16 protein-coding genes are annotated in these 14,764 nt (G+C 68.4%); 12 read left to right on the top strand and 4 right to left on the bottom strand.

Annotated elements, in window-relative coordinates; genetic code table 11:
• Window positions 1-112: 112 nt before the first annotated feature.
• On the bottom strand, window positions 113-586 hold the full coding sequence (locus WS57_RS06800; RefSeq protein WP_009694400.1) for an Lrp/AsnC family transcriptional regulator: 474 nt from the start codon (window positions 584-586) through the stop codon (window positions 113-115).
• A gap of 318 nt (window positions 587-904) precedes the next feature.
• Here WS57_RS06800 and WS57_RS06795 point away from each other — a divergent pair, with 318 nt between their 5' ends.
• The 6 genes from WS57_RS06795 (at window position 905) to WS57_RS06770 (ending at window position 5,215) form a co-directional block, all read left to right on the top strand.
• Window positions 905-2,296, top strand: a complete 1,392-nt coding sequence (locus WS57_RS06795; RefSeq protein ID WP_009694399.1) for an amino acid permease — start codon at window positions 905-907, stop codon at window positions 2,294-2,296.
• A gap of 41 nt (window positions 2,297-2,337) precedes the next feature.
• Window positions 2,338-3,540, top strand: coding sequence for an amino acid aminotransferase (locus WS57_RS06790; RefSeq protein WP_059515553.1), 1,203 nt, complete (start codon window positions 2,338-2,340; stop codon window positions 3,538-3,540).
• A gap of 137 nt (window positions 3,541-3,677) precedes the next feature.
• Window positions 3,678-4,076 carry a DUF488 domain-containing protein gene (locus tag WS57_RS06785; protein WP_009694396.1) on the top strand — a complete coding sequence of 133 codons (399 nt, stop codon included), beginning with the start codon at window positions 3,678-3,680 and terminating at the stop codon, window positions 4,074-4,076.
• Window positions 4,077-4,183: 107 nt separating this feature from the next.
• Window positions 4,184-4,474: a DUF1488 domain-containing protein gene (locus WS57_RS06780; protein WP_040129270.1), complete on the top strand. Its 291-nt coding sequence runs from the start codon at window positions 4,184-4,186 to the stop codon at window positions 4,472-4,474.
• Between the two features lie 16 nt (window positions 4,475-4,490).
• Window positions 4,491-4,730 carry a hypothetical protein gene (locus WS57_RS06775; RefSeq protein ID WP_009694394.1) on the top strand — a complete coding sequence of 80 codons (240 nt, stop codon included), beginning with the start codon at window positions 4,491-4,493 and terminating at the stop codon, window positions 4,728-4,730.
• Between the two features lie 113 nt (window positions 4,731-4,843).
• Window positions 4,844-5,215, top strand: coding sequence for a hypothetical protein (locus WS57_RS06770; protein WP_009694393.1), 372 nt, complete (start codon window positions 4,844-4,846; stop codon window positions 5,213-5,215).
• A gap of 60 nt (window positions 5,216-5,275) precedes the next feature.
• On the opposite strand, the gene WS57_RS06765 is transcribed toward WS57_RS06770, so the two are convergent.
• The 3 genes from WS57_RS06765 to lhpI form a co-directional block, all read right to left on the bottom strand.
• A complete protein-coding gene (locus WS57_RS06765; RefSeq protein ID WP_059515549.1) occupies window positions 5,276-6,055 on the bottom strand; it encodes a helix-turn-helix domain-containing protein in 780 nt (259 codons plus the stop codon).
• A gap of 17 nt (window positions 6,056-6,072) precedes the next feature.
• Entirely contained in the window at window positions 6,073-6,477 is a 405-nt protein-coding gene (locus WS57_RS06760; protein WP_009694391.1) for a response regulator, read from the bottom strand.
• Between the two features lie 204 nt (window positions 6,478-6,681).
• Entirely contained in the window at window positions 6,682-7,617 is a 936-nt protein-coding gene (gene lhpI / locus WS57_RS06755) for a bifunctional Delta(1)-pyrroline-2-carboxylate/Delta(1)-piperideine-2-carboxylate reductase (protein ID WP_059515547.1), read from the bottom strand.
• 262 nt (window positions 7,618-7,879) lie between these two features.
• Between lhpI and WS57_RS06750 the strand changes: the two genes are divergently transcribed.
• The 6 genes from WS57_RS06750 to WS57_RS06725 all read left to right on the top strand — a co-directional run bounded on the left by WS57_RS06750 (window position 7,880) and on the right by WS57_RS06725 (window position 14,752).
• The gene (locus WS57_RS06750) at window positions 7,880-8,617 is read left to right on the top strand and encodes a FadR/GntR family transcriptional regulator (protein ID WP_059515545.1); all 738 of its coding nucleotides are present in this window, start codon (window positions 7,880-7,882) and stop codon (window positions 8,615-8,617) included.
• Window positions 8,618-8,850: 233 nt separating this feature from the next.
• Complete coding sequence (gene lhpH / locus WS57_RS06745) at window positions 8,851-9,858, top strand: trans-3-hydroxy-L-proline dehydratase (RefSeq protein WP_059515544.1); 1,008 nt, start codon at window positions 8,851-8,853, stop codon at window positions 9,856-9,858.
• 106 nt (window positions 9,859-9,964) lie between these two features.
• Complete coding sequence (locus tag WS57_RS06740; RefSeq protein WP_069243932.1) at window positions 9,965-12,550, top strand: penicillin-binding protein 1A; 2,586 nt, start codon at window positions 9,965-9,967, stop codon at window positions 12,548-12,550.
• 79 nt (window positions 12,551-12,629) lie between these two features.
• Window positions 12,630-13,505: a PilZ domain-containing protein gene (locus tag WS57_RS06735; RefSeq protein WP_059515540.1), complete on the top strand. Its 876-nt coding sequence runs from the start codon at window positions 12,630-12,632 to the stop codon at window positions 13,503-13,505.
• A gap of 224 nt (window positions 13,506-13,729) precedes the next feature.
• Window positions 13,730-14,044, top strand: a complete 315-nt coding sequence (locus tag WS57_RS06730) for a DUF4148 domain-containing protein (protein WP_009695266.1) — start codon at window positions 13,730-13,732, stop codon at window positions 14,042-14,044.
• A gap of 306 nt (window positions 14,045-14,350) precedes the next feature.
• Entirely contained in the window at window positions 14,351-14,752 is a 402-nt protein-coding gene (locus WS57_RS06725) for a lysozyme inhibitor LprI family protein (RefSeq protein WP_009695268.1), read from the top strand.
• Window positions 14,753-14,764 lie beyond the last annotated feature (12 nt).

Below are 14,764 nucleotides of genomic sequence, written 5' to 3'. Positions count from 1 at the left end.
GCGCGCAGGCACGTGCCCGGAACCGGTACGCAGCAATGCCGCAGGCCGTCAGTGCGGCGCTCGCGGCAACCTGCGCGCTCGCAGCCTCACGCGGGATCGGCAAGCCGACGAATCACTCCGCAACCGGCATCGCACTCGTGCACTTGATCTCGTCGAGACACACGCTCGAATGCACGCCGCTCACGCCCGGAATGCGCATCAGCGTTTCGAGCAGGAATTTCGACAGCCCTTTCAGGTCGTGCGCGACGACCTTCAGCACGTAGTCGATGTCGCCCGTCACCGAAAAGCACTCCTGGATTTGCGCGAGATCCGACACGAGTTTCTGGAATTTCGACAGGTCGCGGATGTGCCCGCGCTCCATCGTCACGTGCACGAAGGCGGTGACGCCGAAGCCGAGCGTGTCGGGGCACAACCGCGTTTCATAGCGGCGGATCGCGCCGATCTCCTCGAGCCGGCGGTGGCGTCGCAGCGTCTGCGCCGGCGACAGGCCCACAGCCTTCGCCAGTTCGAGATTCGACGCGCGGCCGTTCTCCTGCAGCAGGGCCAGCAAGCTCCGATCGATGCGGTCGAGAACCGGTTCAGGCATTTTTGTTTCCTCATCTGTCTCCTGCGTGCAATCTTATCTCATAATGTAGGGTTTGCATGAACGGGTTACGAAACCCGATTTCGTCGTCGCGACGCTAAACTGACGCCGGATTTTCGTGTGCGACCGCAGCAACGCGGGCGTGGGCGACGGTCGGTGGCCGGTCTGGCGGGCATGCCGGCACGAATCGGGCGCCGCCACGCGAAGATTGCAGTCCCCAACCCGGCGGCTCCACGAACGGCTGCCGGCACAGCAAAACAGCGCCCGGCACACCGAAGGCGCACCGCTTCCGGCGGCGGAGGCGGACAGAGTGGAGAAGACATGGTTTCTGGAAACGAGAAGGGCGGTGACGGCCTGAAGCGCGGGCTGAAGAACCGGCACATCCAGCTGATCGCGCTAGGCGGCGCGCTCGGCACCGGACTGTTCCTCGGCATCGCGCAGACGATCAAGATGGCCGGCCCGTCGGTCCTGCTCGGCTACGCGGTGGCCGGCATCGTCGCGTTCTTCATCATGCGCCAGCTCGGCGAGATGGTCGTCGACGAGCCGGTCGCGGGCTCGTTCAGCTATTTCGCCGACAAATACTTCGGCCACTTCACCGGCTTCCTGTCCGGCTGGAACTACTGGGTGCTGTACATCCTCGTCAGCATGGCCGAGCTGTCGGCCGTCGGCATCTACGTGCAGTACTGGTGGCCGGGCGTGCCGACCTGGGTGTCGGCGCTCGTGTTCTTCGTCGTCATCAACCTGATCAACCTGACCAGCGTGAAATCGTACGGCGAGACGGAGTTCTGGTTCTCGATCGTCAAGGTCGCGGCGATCGTCGGGATGATCGGTTTCGGCGGCTGGCTGCTCGCGAGCGGCCATGCGGGGCCGGAAGCCAGCGTCGCGAACCTGTGGCAGCACGGCGGCTTCTTCCCGAACGGCGTGTCGGGCCTCGTGATGTCGATGGCGGCGATCATGTTCTCGTTCGGCGGGCTGGAGCTGGTCGGCATCACGGCGGCCGAGGCCGACGATCCGAAGCGCAGCATCCCGCGCGCGACCAACCAGGTGATCTACCGGATCCTGATTTTCTACATCGGCGCGCTCGCCGTGCTGCTGTCGCTGTACCCGTGGGAGAAGGTCGTGTCCGGCGGCAGCCCGTTCGTGCTGATCTTCCACGCACTGAGCAGCAACCTCGTCGCCAACGTGCTGAACGTCGTGGTGCTGACGGCCGCGCTGTCGGTGTACAACAGCGGCGTGTACTGCAACAGCCGGATGCTGTTCGGCCTCGCGCAGCAGGGCAACGCGCCGAAGGTGCTGTGCTCGGTCAACAAGCGCGGCATCCCGCTCGCCGCGCTCGGCGCGTCGGCGCTCGCGACCGGCGTGTGCGTGCTGGTCAACTACTTCATGCCGGGCAAGGCGTTCGAAGTGCTGATGGGCCTCGTCGTCTCGGCACTGATCATCAACTGGGCGATGATCAGCCTGATCCACCTGAAATTCCGCCAGGCCAAGCGCGCGGCCGGGGAGCAGACTTCGTTCCGCAGTCTGGGCTATCCTTTCACGAATTACCTGTGTCTGGCGTTCATGGCCGGCATTCTCGTCGTGATGTACCTGACGCCGGATCTCCGCCTGTCGGTGTACCTGATCCCCGTGTGGCTCGCCGTGCTCGCGATCGGGTATCGCTTCCGTCAGAGGAATGCCGGCTACGCGATGGGCGGCGGCGCATCCGCACGCTGACGCAGGCCGCTACCTCCATTCCAACCGAGACCGACATAGCCATGTTCGAACATATCGATGCGTACCCGGGCGACCCGATCCTGACGCTCAACGAGAATTTCCAGAAAGATCCGCGCGATCAGAAGGTCAACCTGAGCATCGGCATCTATTTCGACGCCGAAGGCCGGATTCCCGTGATGGGCGCCGTCCGTGAAGCCGAAACGGCGCTGCAGCGCGACCTCGGCCCGAAGCCGTACCTGCCGATGATCGGCCTGGCCGCGTATCGCGACGCCGTGCAGGCGCTCGTGTTCGGCGCGGATCATCCGGCGCGTGCGGCCGGCCGCATCGCGACCGTGCAGACGCTCGGCGGCTCGGGCGCGCTGAAGGTCGGCGCCGATTTCCTGAAGCGCTACTTCCCGGATTCGCAGGTGTGGCTCAGCGACCCGAGCTGGGAAAACCACCGCTTCATCTTCGAGCGCGCGGGCTTCACGGTGAACACCTACCCGTACTACGACGAGAAGACGGGCGGCCTGAAGTTCGACGCGATGCTCGCGGCGATCGACGCGCTGCCGGCGCGCAGCATCGTGCTGCTGCACGCGTGCTGCCACAACCCGACCGGCGTCGATCTCGACGAAGGCCAGTGGGAAAAGCTGATCGACGTGATCGAGGCGCGCGGGCTGCTGCCGTTCGTCGACATGGCGTACCAGGGCTTCGGCGCGGGCCTCGACGCGGACGCGTTCGCGGTGCGCGAACTGGCCCGTCGCGGCGTGCCGGCGCTGGTCGCGAACTCGTTCTCGAAGAACTTCTCGCTGTACGGCGAGCGTGTCGGCGGCCTGAGCGTCGTCTGCGAGGATGCAGCCGCGGTCGATCGCGTGCTCGGCCAGCTGGCCGGCGCGGTGCGCTCCAACTACAGCAACCCGCAGACCTACGGCGCGAAGGTCGTGGCGGCCGTGCTCGACACGCCCGCGCTGCGCAAGCAGTGGGAAGAAGAGCTGTCGGCGATGTGCCGCCGCATCGCGCGGATGCGCCAGGCGATCCACGACGGCCTGCGCGACCACGTCAGCGGCGAGGCGCTCACGCGCTACGTGAAGCAACGCGGCATGTTCACGTACACGGGGCTGACGGAATCGCAGGTCGACGCGCTGCGCGAAGTGCACGGCGTGTACATCCTGCGCTCGGGCCGGATGTGCGTCGCAGGCCTGAACGATTCGAACGTCGGCATCGTCGCCGACGCGATCGGCAAGGTGTTGAAGAGCGGCGTCTGATCCGCGCATACGCGCAGCGGCATCGCCGGAACCGGCTGTTCCCGATCGGGGACAGCCGGTTTTTTCTTTGCGCGGGCCCCGCACGCGGCCGCCGCGCAGCAGTACGATAAGAAGATCGTAGACGCCGAAGGAGCCGAATGAGCATACGAATCGTCCGTCTGGGTTCACCGCGCAGGGCCGGCGAGGGGCTGCGGATCGGCACGGTGCGGCGGCCGCCGCGCGGCGTGCCGAAAGCCGAATTCGCATCGCGCGACTACTACGACGTGTGGCTGCCGACGCTGTCGCCGAGCGCCGAACTGGTCGCCCGGGCGCAGGCCGCCGAGACCGATGCCGAATGGCGCGCGTTCAAGCGTCATTTCCGCGCGGAGATGGCGCAGGGCGATGCGGCGAAGGTGCTCGACCTGCTGGCGGCGCTGTCGGCAACGACTGCGCTGTCGGTCGGCTGCTACTGCGACGACGAGAACCGCTGTCATCGCAGCGTGCTGCGCGAACTGCTCGCGGAACGCGGCGCGACGATCGAGCCGGACGCGGGCTGATACCGCGTCCGTCGCCGGATCCGGCATCGGCACGGCGACCCGGTTGACGTGGGTCAAGCGGGCGGCGGCGCGCGCCACTATGCTCTCGTCATGGCTAAGTCACTACGCTGACAGGCGCACAGATGCAGATTTCATTTCCACCGGAGCCGCCCGAGTACTGCGCGCGCGATCTGGTCGTCGCCTTTTCGGCGCTGGTCGACGATCGCTGCGTGCAGTGCGCGGTGACGGCCGAAGCGCTCGAGGATCATTTCGGCGCGGCGTCGCTGCTCGAACGGGACCTGCTGGACGCATTCACCGCGCACCGGCCGGCGATCGAGGCGATGGCGCGACGCATGCTCGAGGAAATCGGCGGCCGGCCGGTGCTGCTGCACAGCGGCCACTTCCGGCTCGGCGGTTGATACCGCAGGAGGACGCATGACACTGCAGGGCAACATACACGAGCGCGACTGGTCGGTCGAAGTCGAGACGCGGCCGTGCGAATCGGGCGAGTTCCGCTGCCGCGTGTCGGTCGAGCACGGCGCGGGCGCGGCGCGCTTCCACCATACGTTCGAGCACAGCCACGCGTATCCGACCGAGCACGAGGCGATGATCGAAGGCCTGCGGGCCGGGATGACGTGGATCGAACTGAAGATGTCGCAGGCGTTCAACGTCTGACCGGCGGCACGCCGGGCGCGGCGCCGTGTCCGGACGCGAGGATCGGCTGCGTCGTCGGGCAGGGATGGAGAGAAGGTGGTCGACGCGATGGCGGCCCCGTCAGGAGAAACAACATGGGCGTGGGCATGCAGATCGTCTATCTCGGATTCGCCGGCTCGGCCGAACTGGAAGCCGAGGCGGCGACCCGGCTGATCGGCATCGAGCGGTTCCGCGCGCTGATCAGCGGGTGTCATCTGGCGATCGAGGCGCGCAGGATGCCCGGCGGCATGCGTGCCTACGACGTGCGGCTCGATCTGATCACGCGCAACGACGAGCTGAAGCCGCTGCCGCATTGCAGCGGCGACGACGTCTGCGAGACGGTGCGTCGCGCGTTCGCGGCCGCGGAACGCGAACTGATCGCATGGCAGGCGCAAGACGGCGCGAGTGCGCCGCTACGCACGGCGCCGAGCGGCGGCGCGTCGGGCGGCATGAGCGCGATGCGTTGACGTGAACGGCACGGAAACCGGCGTGCGCGCGCCGGTCCTGCACACGCACGGGAGAGGACGTCAGACCTGCGCGAGCGCCTGCGCGTCGAGGATCCGCACGCGCTTGCCGCGCGTTTCGACGAGCGCCTCGCGGTGAAACCGCGAGAACATTCGGCTGACGGTTTCGAGCTTCATGCCGAGGTAGCAGCCGATTTCCTCGCGCGTCATCCGCAGGTTGAATTCCGATGCCGAATAGCCGCGCGCCTCGAAGCGCGACGACAGGTTCAGCAGGAAATGCGCGACGCGCTGCTCGGCCGACATCGTGCCGAGCAGCAGCATCTGGCTCGACTCGCGGACGATCTCGCTGCTCAGCATCTGATACAGGAAGTGCTGCATCGGCTTGATTTCGCGGCACGCCGCTTCGAGCGCGCCGAACGGGATGATGCACACGACGCTGTCCTCGAGCGCAATCGCGTCGCAGCAGTGCTGGCCGCCGCCGATGCCGTCCATCCCGAGCGTTTCGCCGGCGATCTGGAAGCCCGTCACGTGCTCGCGGCCGTCGCGATGCATCATCACCGTCTTGAACGAACCGGCCCGCACCGCGTAGATGCTGTGGAACGGATCGTCGGCGCGGAACAGCGCGTCACCCTGGCGAACGTGCCGGGTCGCGCAGATGATTGCGTCGAGCAGGCCGTATTCGGCCGCCGTCAGGTGCGGCGGCAGGCATATCGAACGCATCGCGCAGCCCGAGCAGCGCGCGGCGGGATAGGCGGGCGCGTCGGCGCGCGCGACCGCGTGAATCGGCGCGCGCGGCCTCGGGGCGACGAGCGCGTCTGCGACGCTGGCGGTGGCTGTTGACATGGGTCACTCCGGCACGGTCAGGGGTGGTGCATGCGCGCATGCACCAGGGATTCGATCACGCGGCATGCGGCGTCGAACTCGGCGGTCTTGTCGAAGAAGTAGTCCGCCCCGGCCGTCGCGCATGCCTCTCTGAATGCCGGTGCGGAATGGTTGGTCAGCACGATCGTCACGATGCGCGGCATGGCCTTCGACAGCATCCCGATCAGCTCCAGGCCGCTGCCGTCCGCAAGGCGCAGGTCGACGATCACCACCTCGGCCCGGCTGTCGTGGATATGCGCCCACGCGCCCTGGCCGTCCTCCGCTTCGCCCACCACCACGACACCGCGGATCGCGCCGACAAGCAGCGCGATCCTGCGCCGCACGGGGGCGGCGTGGTCGACGAGGAACACCCGGAGTGCGGCGGGCGACGGGCTGGCATTCATGGGGCCAGTATCGTGCTGCGCCGCCAAAAAGAAAATCGGCCGAATTGGAAGTTTGCGTAGGCCGGATCGTCGCGTTGTAGGGGTTTTCCTACAACGCGTGCGATAAATCGGCGTGGGCGCATGCGGGCCGCAGGCGCGCGCGCATGGCGGGACCGATGGTGCAGTGCGCGAAAACGGCCGGTTTCGCGGGCCGCGCCGTGAACGTTAACCCGCCCGGCGTGCGGCGAGCGCGTCGCGCGCGGTGCGGCACGCGGCAAGGTCCCACGCCGCGCAGCCGACGCTCTTGAACAGCAGCGGGCCGCCGCGCACGAACCTGCCGTTCAGCACGTCGGCGAGCGAGGCGACCTGCTGCCAGTCGACCTGCGCGAGGATCAGGTCGCCGGCCTCGTGGCGCGCGCCGGCCGGGTCGTCGACGACGAGCCGGCTCTGGCGCACGGTATTCGCGTCGATTTCGGCGGCGTCCGCCGTGAACGCGCCGACGCCGACCACCAGCCGCCCTTCGCGCGCCGCGTCGCGATAGACGGGGGTGCGGCTCGTCGTCAGCGTGACGACGACGTCGATCGCGTCGGGAATCGCGTCGCCGTCGAGCGGAACGAGCCGCGGCGCGTGCGCGCGATGCGCGTCGCAGAAGGCGGCCGCGCTTTCGGCGCGCGCGCCGCGCACGTGCAGGCGCGCATCGGGAAAGATCGTCGCGAGCGCTTCCGCGTGATTGGCGGCCTGCTTGCCGGTGCCGATCAGCAGGATGTCGCGCGGCGCGGCGCCGTGCAGCGCCTGGATGCCGAGCGCGGTGACGGCCGCGGTGCGGCGGCCGGTGACGGTCGGGCCGTCGAGCACGAAGCGCATCTCGCCGGTGGTCGCGTCGCAGGCGATCACCTGGCCGAGTATCGTCGGCAGCCCGCGTGCGCCGTTGCCGGGACACACGTTGACGAGTTTGTGGATCGCGAGATCGCGCGCGCTCGACGGCATCGACAGCATCACGCCGCCGGCCTGCAGCGGCACGACCAGACGCTCGGGGCTGACGATCTCGCCCGCCGCGTAGTCGGCGACGGTTTGCCCGAGCGTGACGAGCAGCGCGCGATAGTCGAGCAGCGCGGCCGTGTCGGCCGCATCGAAAACGGGAGTCTGGGCAAGGGCGGTCATCGTGTGCGTCGGTGGCGTCGGTGAACGTGGACGACGGGCGCGTCGTGCGCCCGCGGCTGGACCGCCGATTACGCGACACGTGGCAGTCTGGATCGAATCTATACCAGTTGCCCGCTCGCCGGCAAGCCAGAAAATAAAGCGCGGCGCCGCTTTTGGTTCTAATATCTGTCCAGAATGCCGCGCCTGCGGGCCGGCGCCGGCACAACTCCGGTATAGTGCGAACCCGTTTCAATCCACGCCCGCGACCGGGCAGGAGCCACGCATGATGTCTGCGCGTCCCGAATCACTGGAAGGCGGCTTCAGGCCGCTGCAAATCTACGAGCAGGTCGCCGAAAGGATCCGCGACGAGATTCGCGCGGGGCGCTACGCGGCCGATGCGCGGCTGCCGTCCGAGCGCGAGCTGGCCGCGCTGTTCCAGGTCGGCCGTCCGGCCGTGCGCGAAGCGCTCGGCGCGTTGCAGAACGAAGGCCTCGTGTTCACGAAGCGCAATTCGGGCACCTATGTCGTATCGGCGCCGCTCGACGTGCTTGCGCAGCGCGGCGACATGCGCGACGCATCCGAAGCCGACTTCAGCCCGACGTCGACGCTCGACGTGCGGCTGATCCTCGAGCCCGCGATCGCGCGCCTCGCGGCCTCGCACGGCCGCGCGGACCCCGTCGCCGAAAGCTATCTCGCGCAGATGGAAACCATCACCGACGTCGACGACCCGCAGCAGCGCGCGTTGTGGAACGAGAGCGACCGGCTGTTTCACCGGCAGCTCGCGCTGATGACCGGCGATGCGCTGATCGTGAAGATCGCGGACGAAGTCGCCAGGACGATGGACCAGCCGCTGTGGAAGCGGCTGAAGGACGACGGCATCTACGACGCGGGCCGCGTGCGGCTCTACGTGTCCGAGCACCGGCTGATCTACGAGGCGATCGTGTCGGGCGACGCCGACGCGGCCGCGTTCTACGTCGAGCAGCATATCCGGCGGGTGCGGCGCGACATCGCGCCGAAGTGACAGGGCGGGTGTCGTGGTTTGCTGTGCGACCAGAATTGCGGAAATTATTCTGAAATTGCTTGCGCAGCAACCACGCGTGCCCTACATTGGTCGCATGTCAAACCAGTTCGCCTGCTGAACCGAAGGGCGCGCCGATGGCACCATCGACGTGATCCGCAGCCGACAGCCGCGGCCGTCGTGCCACTGAGCAGCACACCCGCCGCCGTCCTTCGCCTTCACGCTCGCACACGCCGATGAAAATCTCCCGATCCCTGTCCACCGTCGAAGTCCACACCGGCGGCGAAGCGTTTCGCATCGTCACGAGCGGGCTGCCGCGCCTGCCCGGCGACACGATCGTGCAGCGCCGCGCGTGGCTCAAGGAGAACGCCGACGAGATCCGCCGCGCGCTGATGTTCGAACCGCGCGGCCACGCCGACATGTACGGCGGCTACCTGACCGAGCCCGTCTCGCCGTCCGCCGATTTCGGCGTGATCTTCGTGCACAACGAGGGCTACAGCGACCATTGCGGGCATGGCGTGATCGCGCTCGCGACGGCCGCGGTCGAACTCGGCTGGGTGCAGCGCACGACGCCCGAGACGCGGGTCGGCATCGACGCGCCGTGCGGCTTCATCGAGGCCTTCGTCGAATGGGACGGCGATCACGCCGGCCCGGTGCGCTTCGTCAACGTGCCGTCGTTCATCTGGCGGCGCGACGTGTCGGTCGATACGCCGTCGTTCGGCACGGTGACGGGCGATATCGCGTATGGCGGCGCCTTCTATTTCTATGTCGACGGCGCGCCGTTCGACCTGCCCGTGCGCGAATCGGCGGTCGAGCGGCTGATCCACTTCGGCGCGGAAGTGAAGGCCGCCGCGAATGCCGCGTATCCGGTCGTGCATCCGGAGATTCCGGAGATCAATCACATCTACGGCACGATCATCGCGAATGCGCCGCGCCATCCGGGCTCGACGCAGGCGAACTGCTGCGTGTTCGCGGATCGCGAGGTCGATCGCTCGCCGACCGGCTCCGGCACCGGCGGCCGCGTCGCGCAGTTGTACCAGCGCGGCTTGCTCGCGGCCGGCGACACGCTCGTCAACGAGTCGATCGTCGGCACGATCTTCAAGGGGCGCGTGCTGCGCGAAACGACCGTCGGCGACCTCCCGGCCGTGATTCCGGAAGTCGAGGGCAGCGCGCATATCTGCGGGTTTGCGAACTGGATCGTCGACGAGCGCGACCCGCTGACCTACGGCTTCCTCGTGCGCTGAGCGGCGGCGCCGGGCCGCCGCAGGGCGGCCCGCCGCGCGAGTTTTGGTACGATGCAGCCTTTTCCGGAAGCTCCCCAACCGCGTGAATCGCCGAAACGTGTCGTCAGTGCGTGACCTTCTTGCCAAATGGGTCGCGCGCGCCCAACCCGTCGCGGCTGCCGCCGCCGTGCCCGTCAAGCGTGTGCTGGCCGTTGCCTGGCACCATCTGCGTCATCCGACGCGTCGCGGCGTGCTGCTCGCGGTCGCCGCCGTGCCGTCGCTGTTCCTGCTGTACGCGCTTGCGCTGGTGCCGTTCACGCCGAGCATCGGCGACATCCGCAAGGCGCGCGTCGACCAGCCCGCGCAGGTGCTGTCCGCCGACGGCAAGCTGCTCGCCGAATTCAAGCCGTCGAACCGCGAGTGGGTGCCGCTCAAGCAGATCTCGCCGCACATGGTCGACGCGCTGATCGCGACCGAGGACCATCGCTTCTACCAGCACCACGGCCTCGACTGGAAGCGCACCGCGTCGGCCGCGCTGCATACGTTCTCGGGCGCGCGCCAGGGCGGCTCGACGATCACGCAGCAGCTCGCGCGCAACCTGTATCCGGACGAGATCGGCCGCGCGCCGACGCTCACGCGCAAGCTCAAGGAAGCGATCACCGCGCTGAAGATCGAGGCCGTCTACAGCAAGGACCAGATCCTCGAGACCTATCTGAACACGGTGCCGTTCCTGTACAACGCATACGGCGTCGAGATGGCTGCGCGCACCTACTTCGACAAGTCGGCCGACGAGCTCGACGTGCTCGACAGCGCGACGCTCGTCGGCATGCTGAAGGGCAACAGCTACTACAACCCGGTGCTCAATCCCGAGCGCGCGCTGCAGCGGCGCAACACGGTGCTCGGCCAGATGGTGAAGTACGGCAAGCTGTCGCCGGCGCAGTTCGCGCAACTGCAGCGCCGGCCGCTGCGCGTCGATTTCGAGCGCCAGAAGGAGCCGCCGGGGCCCGCGCCGCATTTCGCGCAACAACTGCGCAAATGGCTGATCGCATGGGCCGATCGCAACGACTACAACATCTATTCGGACGGCCTGATCGTCCGCACGACGATCGATGCCCGGCTGCAGCAGATGGCGACGCAGGCGCTGATGCAGCAGGCGAACCAGCTGCAGGGCATCGCGAACAATGCGTGGAGCGGCCGCGACGGCTGCGGCACCGACAGCGAGGTGTTCCGCACCTTCATGCGCGAGTCGCCGGAGTACAAGGCCGCGCAGGACGCCGGCAAGGACGACGCGGCCGCGATGAAGCAGCTCGCGGCCGATCGCGGCTTCATGCGCGCACTGTGCAAGACGAAGACCGACGTGCAGGCCGGCTTCGTCGCGATCGACCCGCGCGACGGGCAGGTCCGCGCGTGGGTCGGCAGCCGCGATTTCACGAACGAGCCATTCGACCATGTGGTGCAGGCGCGGCGCCAGCCGGGCTCGACGTTCAAGGCGTTCGTGTACGGCGCCGCGTTCGCGGGCGGCATGAAGCCGGACGACACCTTCATCGACCAACCGGTCGAGATTCCGCTGAAGGGCGGCGAGATCTGGCGGCCGAACGACGACGTGCCGCCGACCGGCAAGCCGATGACGCTGCGCGACGCGGTCGCGCTGTCGCGCAACCGGATCACCGCGCAGGTGATGGAAAAGGTCGGCCCGGCGGCCGTCGCGCGGCTCGCGCGCGACATGGGCGTGCGCGAAAGCCCGCTCGAACGCGTGCCGTCGCTCGCGCTCGGCACGAGCCCGGTGACGTTGAAGGAAATGGTCGCGTCGTACGCGACCATCGCGAACGGCGGGCTGTATGTCGAGCCGCAGATGGTCACGCGCATCGAGAACCGTCAGGGCGAGGTGCTCGCCGAATTCGCGCCGGCGCCGCCCGAGCGTGCGCTCGACGCCGAAACGGACAAGACGCTGCTCAGCGTGATGCGCGACGTCGTCACGCGCGGCACCGGTTCGAGCATCCGCACGCGCTTCGGTATCCGCGGCGATGTCGCCGGCAAGACCGGCACGACGCAGGACAACGCGGACGGCTGGTTCATCCTGATGCAGCCCGGGCTCGTGGCCGGCGCGTGGGTCGGTTTCGACGACGGCCGCGTGACGCTGCGCAGCGATTACTGGGGGCAGGGCGCGCACAGCGCGCTGCCGATCGTCGGCGATTTTTTCCAGCGCGCGCAGCGCGCACGGCTTGTCGACACGAAAGCGAAATTCGATACCGAGCCGTCGCCGGGATGGTTCGAATCGCTGCGCGAGCGTACGACGGACCTGTTCGATGCGTGGTTCGGCCGCGACGAGAAGAAGGCGCCGCCGACAGTCAGGGCGCAGCGGGCGCCGCGCAAGGTCGACGAGACCGAGGCCGGCGCGGCGTCGACTGCGTCGGCGGCAGCGGCTTCGGCGCCGGAAGCCGCGTCCAGCGGCATCGTCGAGGAATGGGTGCCGGCATCCGAAGTGGCGGCATCGGCGGCCGCGCTGTCGGCCGGGGCTTCGCAGTCCCAGTCGCAGCCCCAACCGGTCACGCCGCCGGCCGCTGGCGCCGGCCCGACCAATGGCGGCAACGCAGGCAGCGGGGCCGCCGCGCCGGGCCTGACGGCGCCGCCTGTCGCGCCTGCCTCGCCGGCCCAGCCGCCGGCACCGGCGCCTGTCGCGCCCGACACGGGCGCCGGCAGCGGCGCGCAGTAAAAGGGTACGTTCAGGTTTTACGCGCGGCTGCCGTAATCCAGTTGTCACGACAGCCGCGCGGCCGCGCCGCCCCTCACCGATGCGCAGTTCATCCGACTATGTCGTGCTCGCGCGCGACGATTTCGCCGCCGGCGCACCGCTCGGCTTCGATCTCTACGACGCCGGTGGCGCCGCGCTGCTGCCGGCCGGCGCGACGCTCGACGATCCGGCCCAGCACGCCTTCCTGTTCAAGCATTTCCGGCCGGTGCGCCGGCGCGACGCGGCGCAAGCCGATCCGCGCGCGACCGGCGCGATGCCGCCTGCGACGCACCTGGGGCTGTTGCCCGGCGCGGCGATCGGGATTCGCCGCCGGGTCGGCGCGACGCGCGCATTGCAGCGCTGCCGGCTGATCGGCGTCGGTGCGTCGGGCGCGCTGTTCGTCGAGCCGCAGCACGGTGGCGCGCTCGAGTTCGCGCGCGGCGACGATGTCGAGGCGGTGGCGATCGGTCGGGCCGCGGTGTCGCGCTTCGCGGCGACCGTCGAGTCGGTGCAGGCGGGCGGCGCAACGCCGTTCATCACGCTATCGCCGCCGGGCTTCGTCGATCGGCTGCGCAGCCGTGCGGAGCCGCGCGTGCCCGTGCGGATTGCCGCGTGCTGCGCCGGCGGCACCGACGAGGCGCGAGGCATCGGAATCGTGCGGGACCTCAGCCTGAGCGGGCTGTCGATCGCCGTCGAGCGGACCATCGCGCGCGTCGGCGAAGCGCTGTGCGTGCAACTGCCGTATCTGGCGGGCGAGCGCGTCGCGCTGCTGGCGCTCGACGGCACGGTGCGCGCGGTTCATGCCGATCCGGGCGCACCGGCGCTGACGCTGCATCACGCGGCGTTCGGCGAGATCGACGCTGAGGCTGCGATCCGGCTGAAGGCGCTGCTGTTCGACCGGCTGATGGCATCGGCCGACGCGGATGGCGGGCGCTGACGGCGAGGCGCCGGCCGGCCCGAATGATCAAGTGGGATTCGCGTCGCTCACGCCAATAATCATCTGACGATTCGGCGAAACGGCCGGCGATTGTATGGATTCCGTCAACAGTGAATTCGCGTTTTAGGTATTTACCCTGATAGTCACGCCTCCTAGAATTCAACTCATGCGCAACGACCCACGCGTCCGAAGCGCCTGACAAAACAATCTGGAGGTAATGCATCATGAAATCGCTGATCAAGGCAGTTGCGCTGGCCGCTCTGGTGGCCGCCCCGGTCGTGTCGTTCGCCCAGTCCAACCAGCAGCCGCTGACGCGCGCTCAAGTGCGTGCCGAACTGGTTCAGCTCGAAAAGGCCGGCTACAACCCGAACGACTGGCTGAACTACCCGGAAAACATCCAGGCCGCACAGGCAAAGATCGCCGCCGCACAGGGCGATGCAACGGGCTACGGCTCGAACGCCGCCGCGACGTCGCAATCGGGCGAGCGCGTGGTCGCGCCGGCCGCCAACGATCGTTCGTCGGTATTCTTCGGCCACTAAGCCTGCGCGCTGGCCGGGCGGCCCGCGCGGTCGCCCTCCAGGCCAGTCGAAATCAACCCGCACGCGGATTCGCGTGCGGGTTTTTTGCATTTTGTTTTTGCATTTTGCCGATCGATCGCGCCTCGCATCACGCGGCTGACAACCGCACGCGCGTGCGCTAGCATCGCGGTCGGTGACGCAGCGGGACGGCGGCCGACACGCGTTCGCGCGCGTCGGCCGCGCCCGCGGCGCCGTGCTCCGAGGCGCGGCAGGACGGCCAGTCCGGCACCGGGTTCCACGACTTCAATCAACAACAAAGGAGCATCCATGCGTGTCTTGACCGGTCTGCTGTGCTCGCTCGTGCTGGCGGCGAACGCCCATGCGCAGGCGAATTGCGCGAATGCGTCGGACCAGGCGTCGATGACGGCGTGCGCCGAGCGCGCGTACCGGCAGTCCGACGCGGTACTGAACCGGACCTATCAGGCCGTGACCGCGCGGCTGCGCGACGCCCGTCCGCTCGACGACAAACTCGTGGCCGCGCAGCGCGCGTGGATCGCGTATCGCGATGCCGAATGCCAGTTCTCGAGCGCGAACGCAGAGGGCGGCAGCGGCTATCAGATGGTCGTGTCGACGTGTCTCGACGACCTGACGAAAGAGCGGACCGAAACCCTGAAGGCCTATCTGTCCTGCGAGGACGGCGACCTCGCGTGTCCGGTGCCCGCCAAATAAGCTCCCGGCTTG

It is taken from the genome of Burkholderia pseudomultivorans (assembly GCF_001718415.1).
Taxonomy (GTDB): Bacteria; Pseudomonadota; Gammaproteobacteria; order Burkholderiales; family Burkholderiaceae; genus Burkholderia; species Burkholderia pseudomultivorans_A.
Note: the sequence above shows the minus strand (reverse complement) of the source record. Positions and strands in the feature narration are given on the sequence as shown.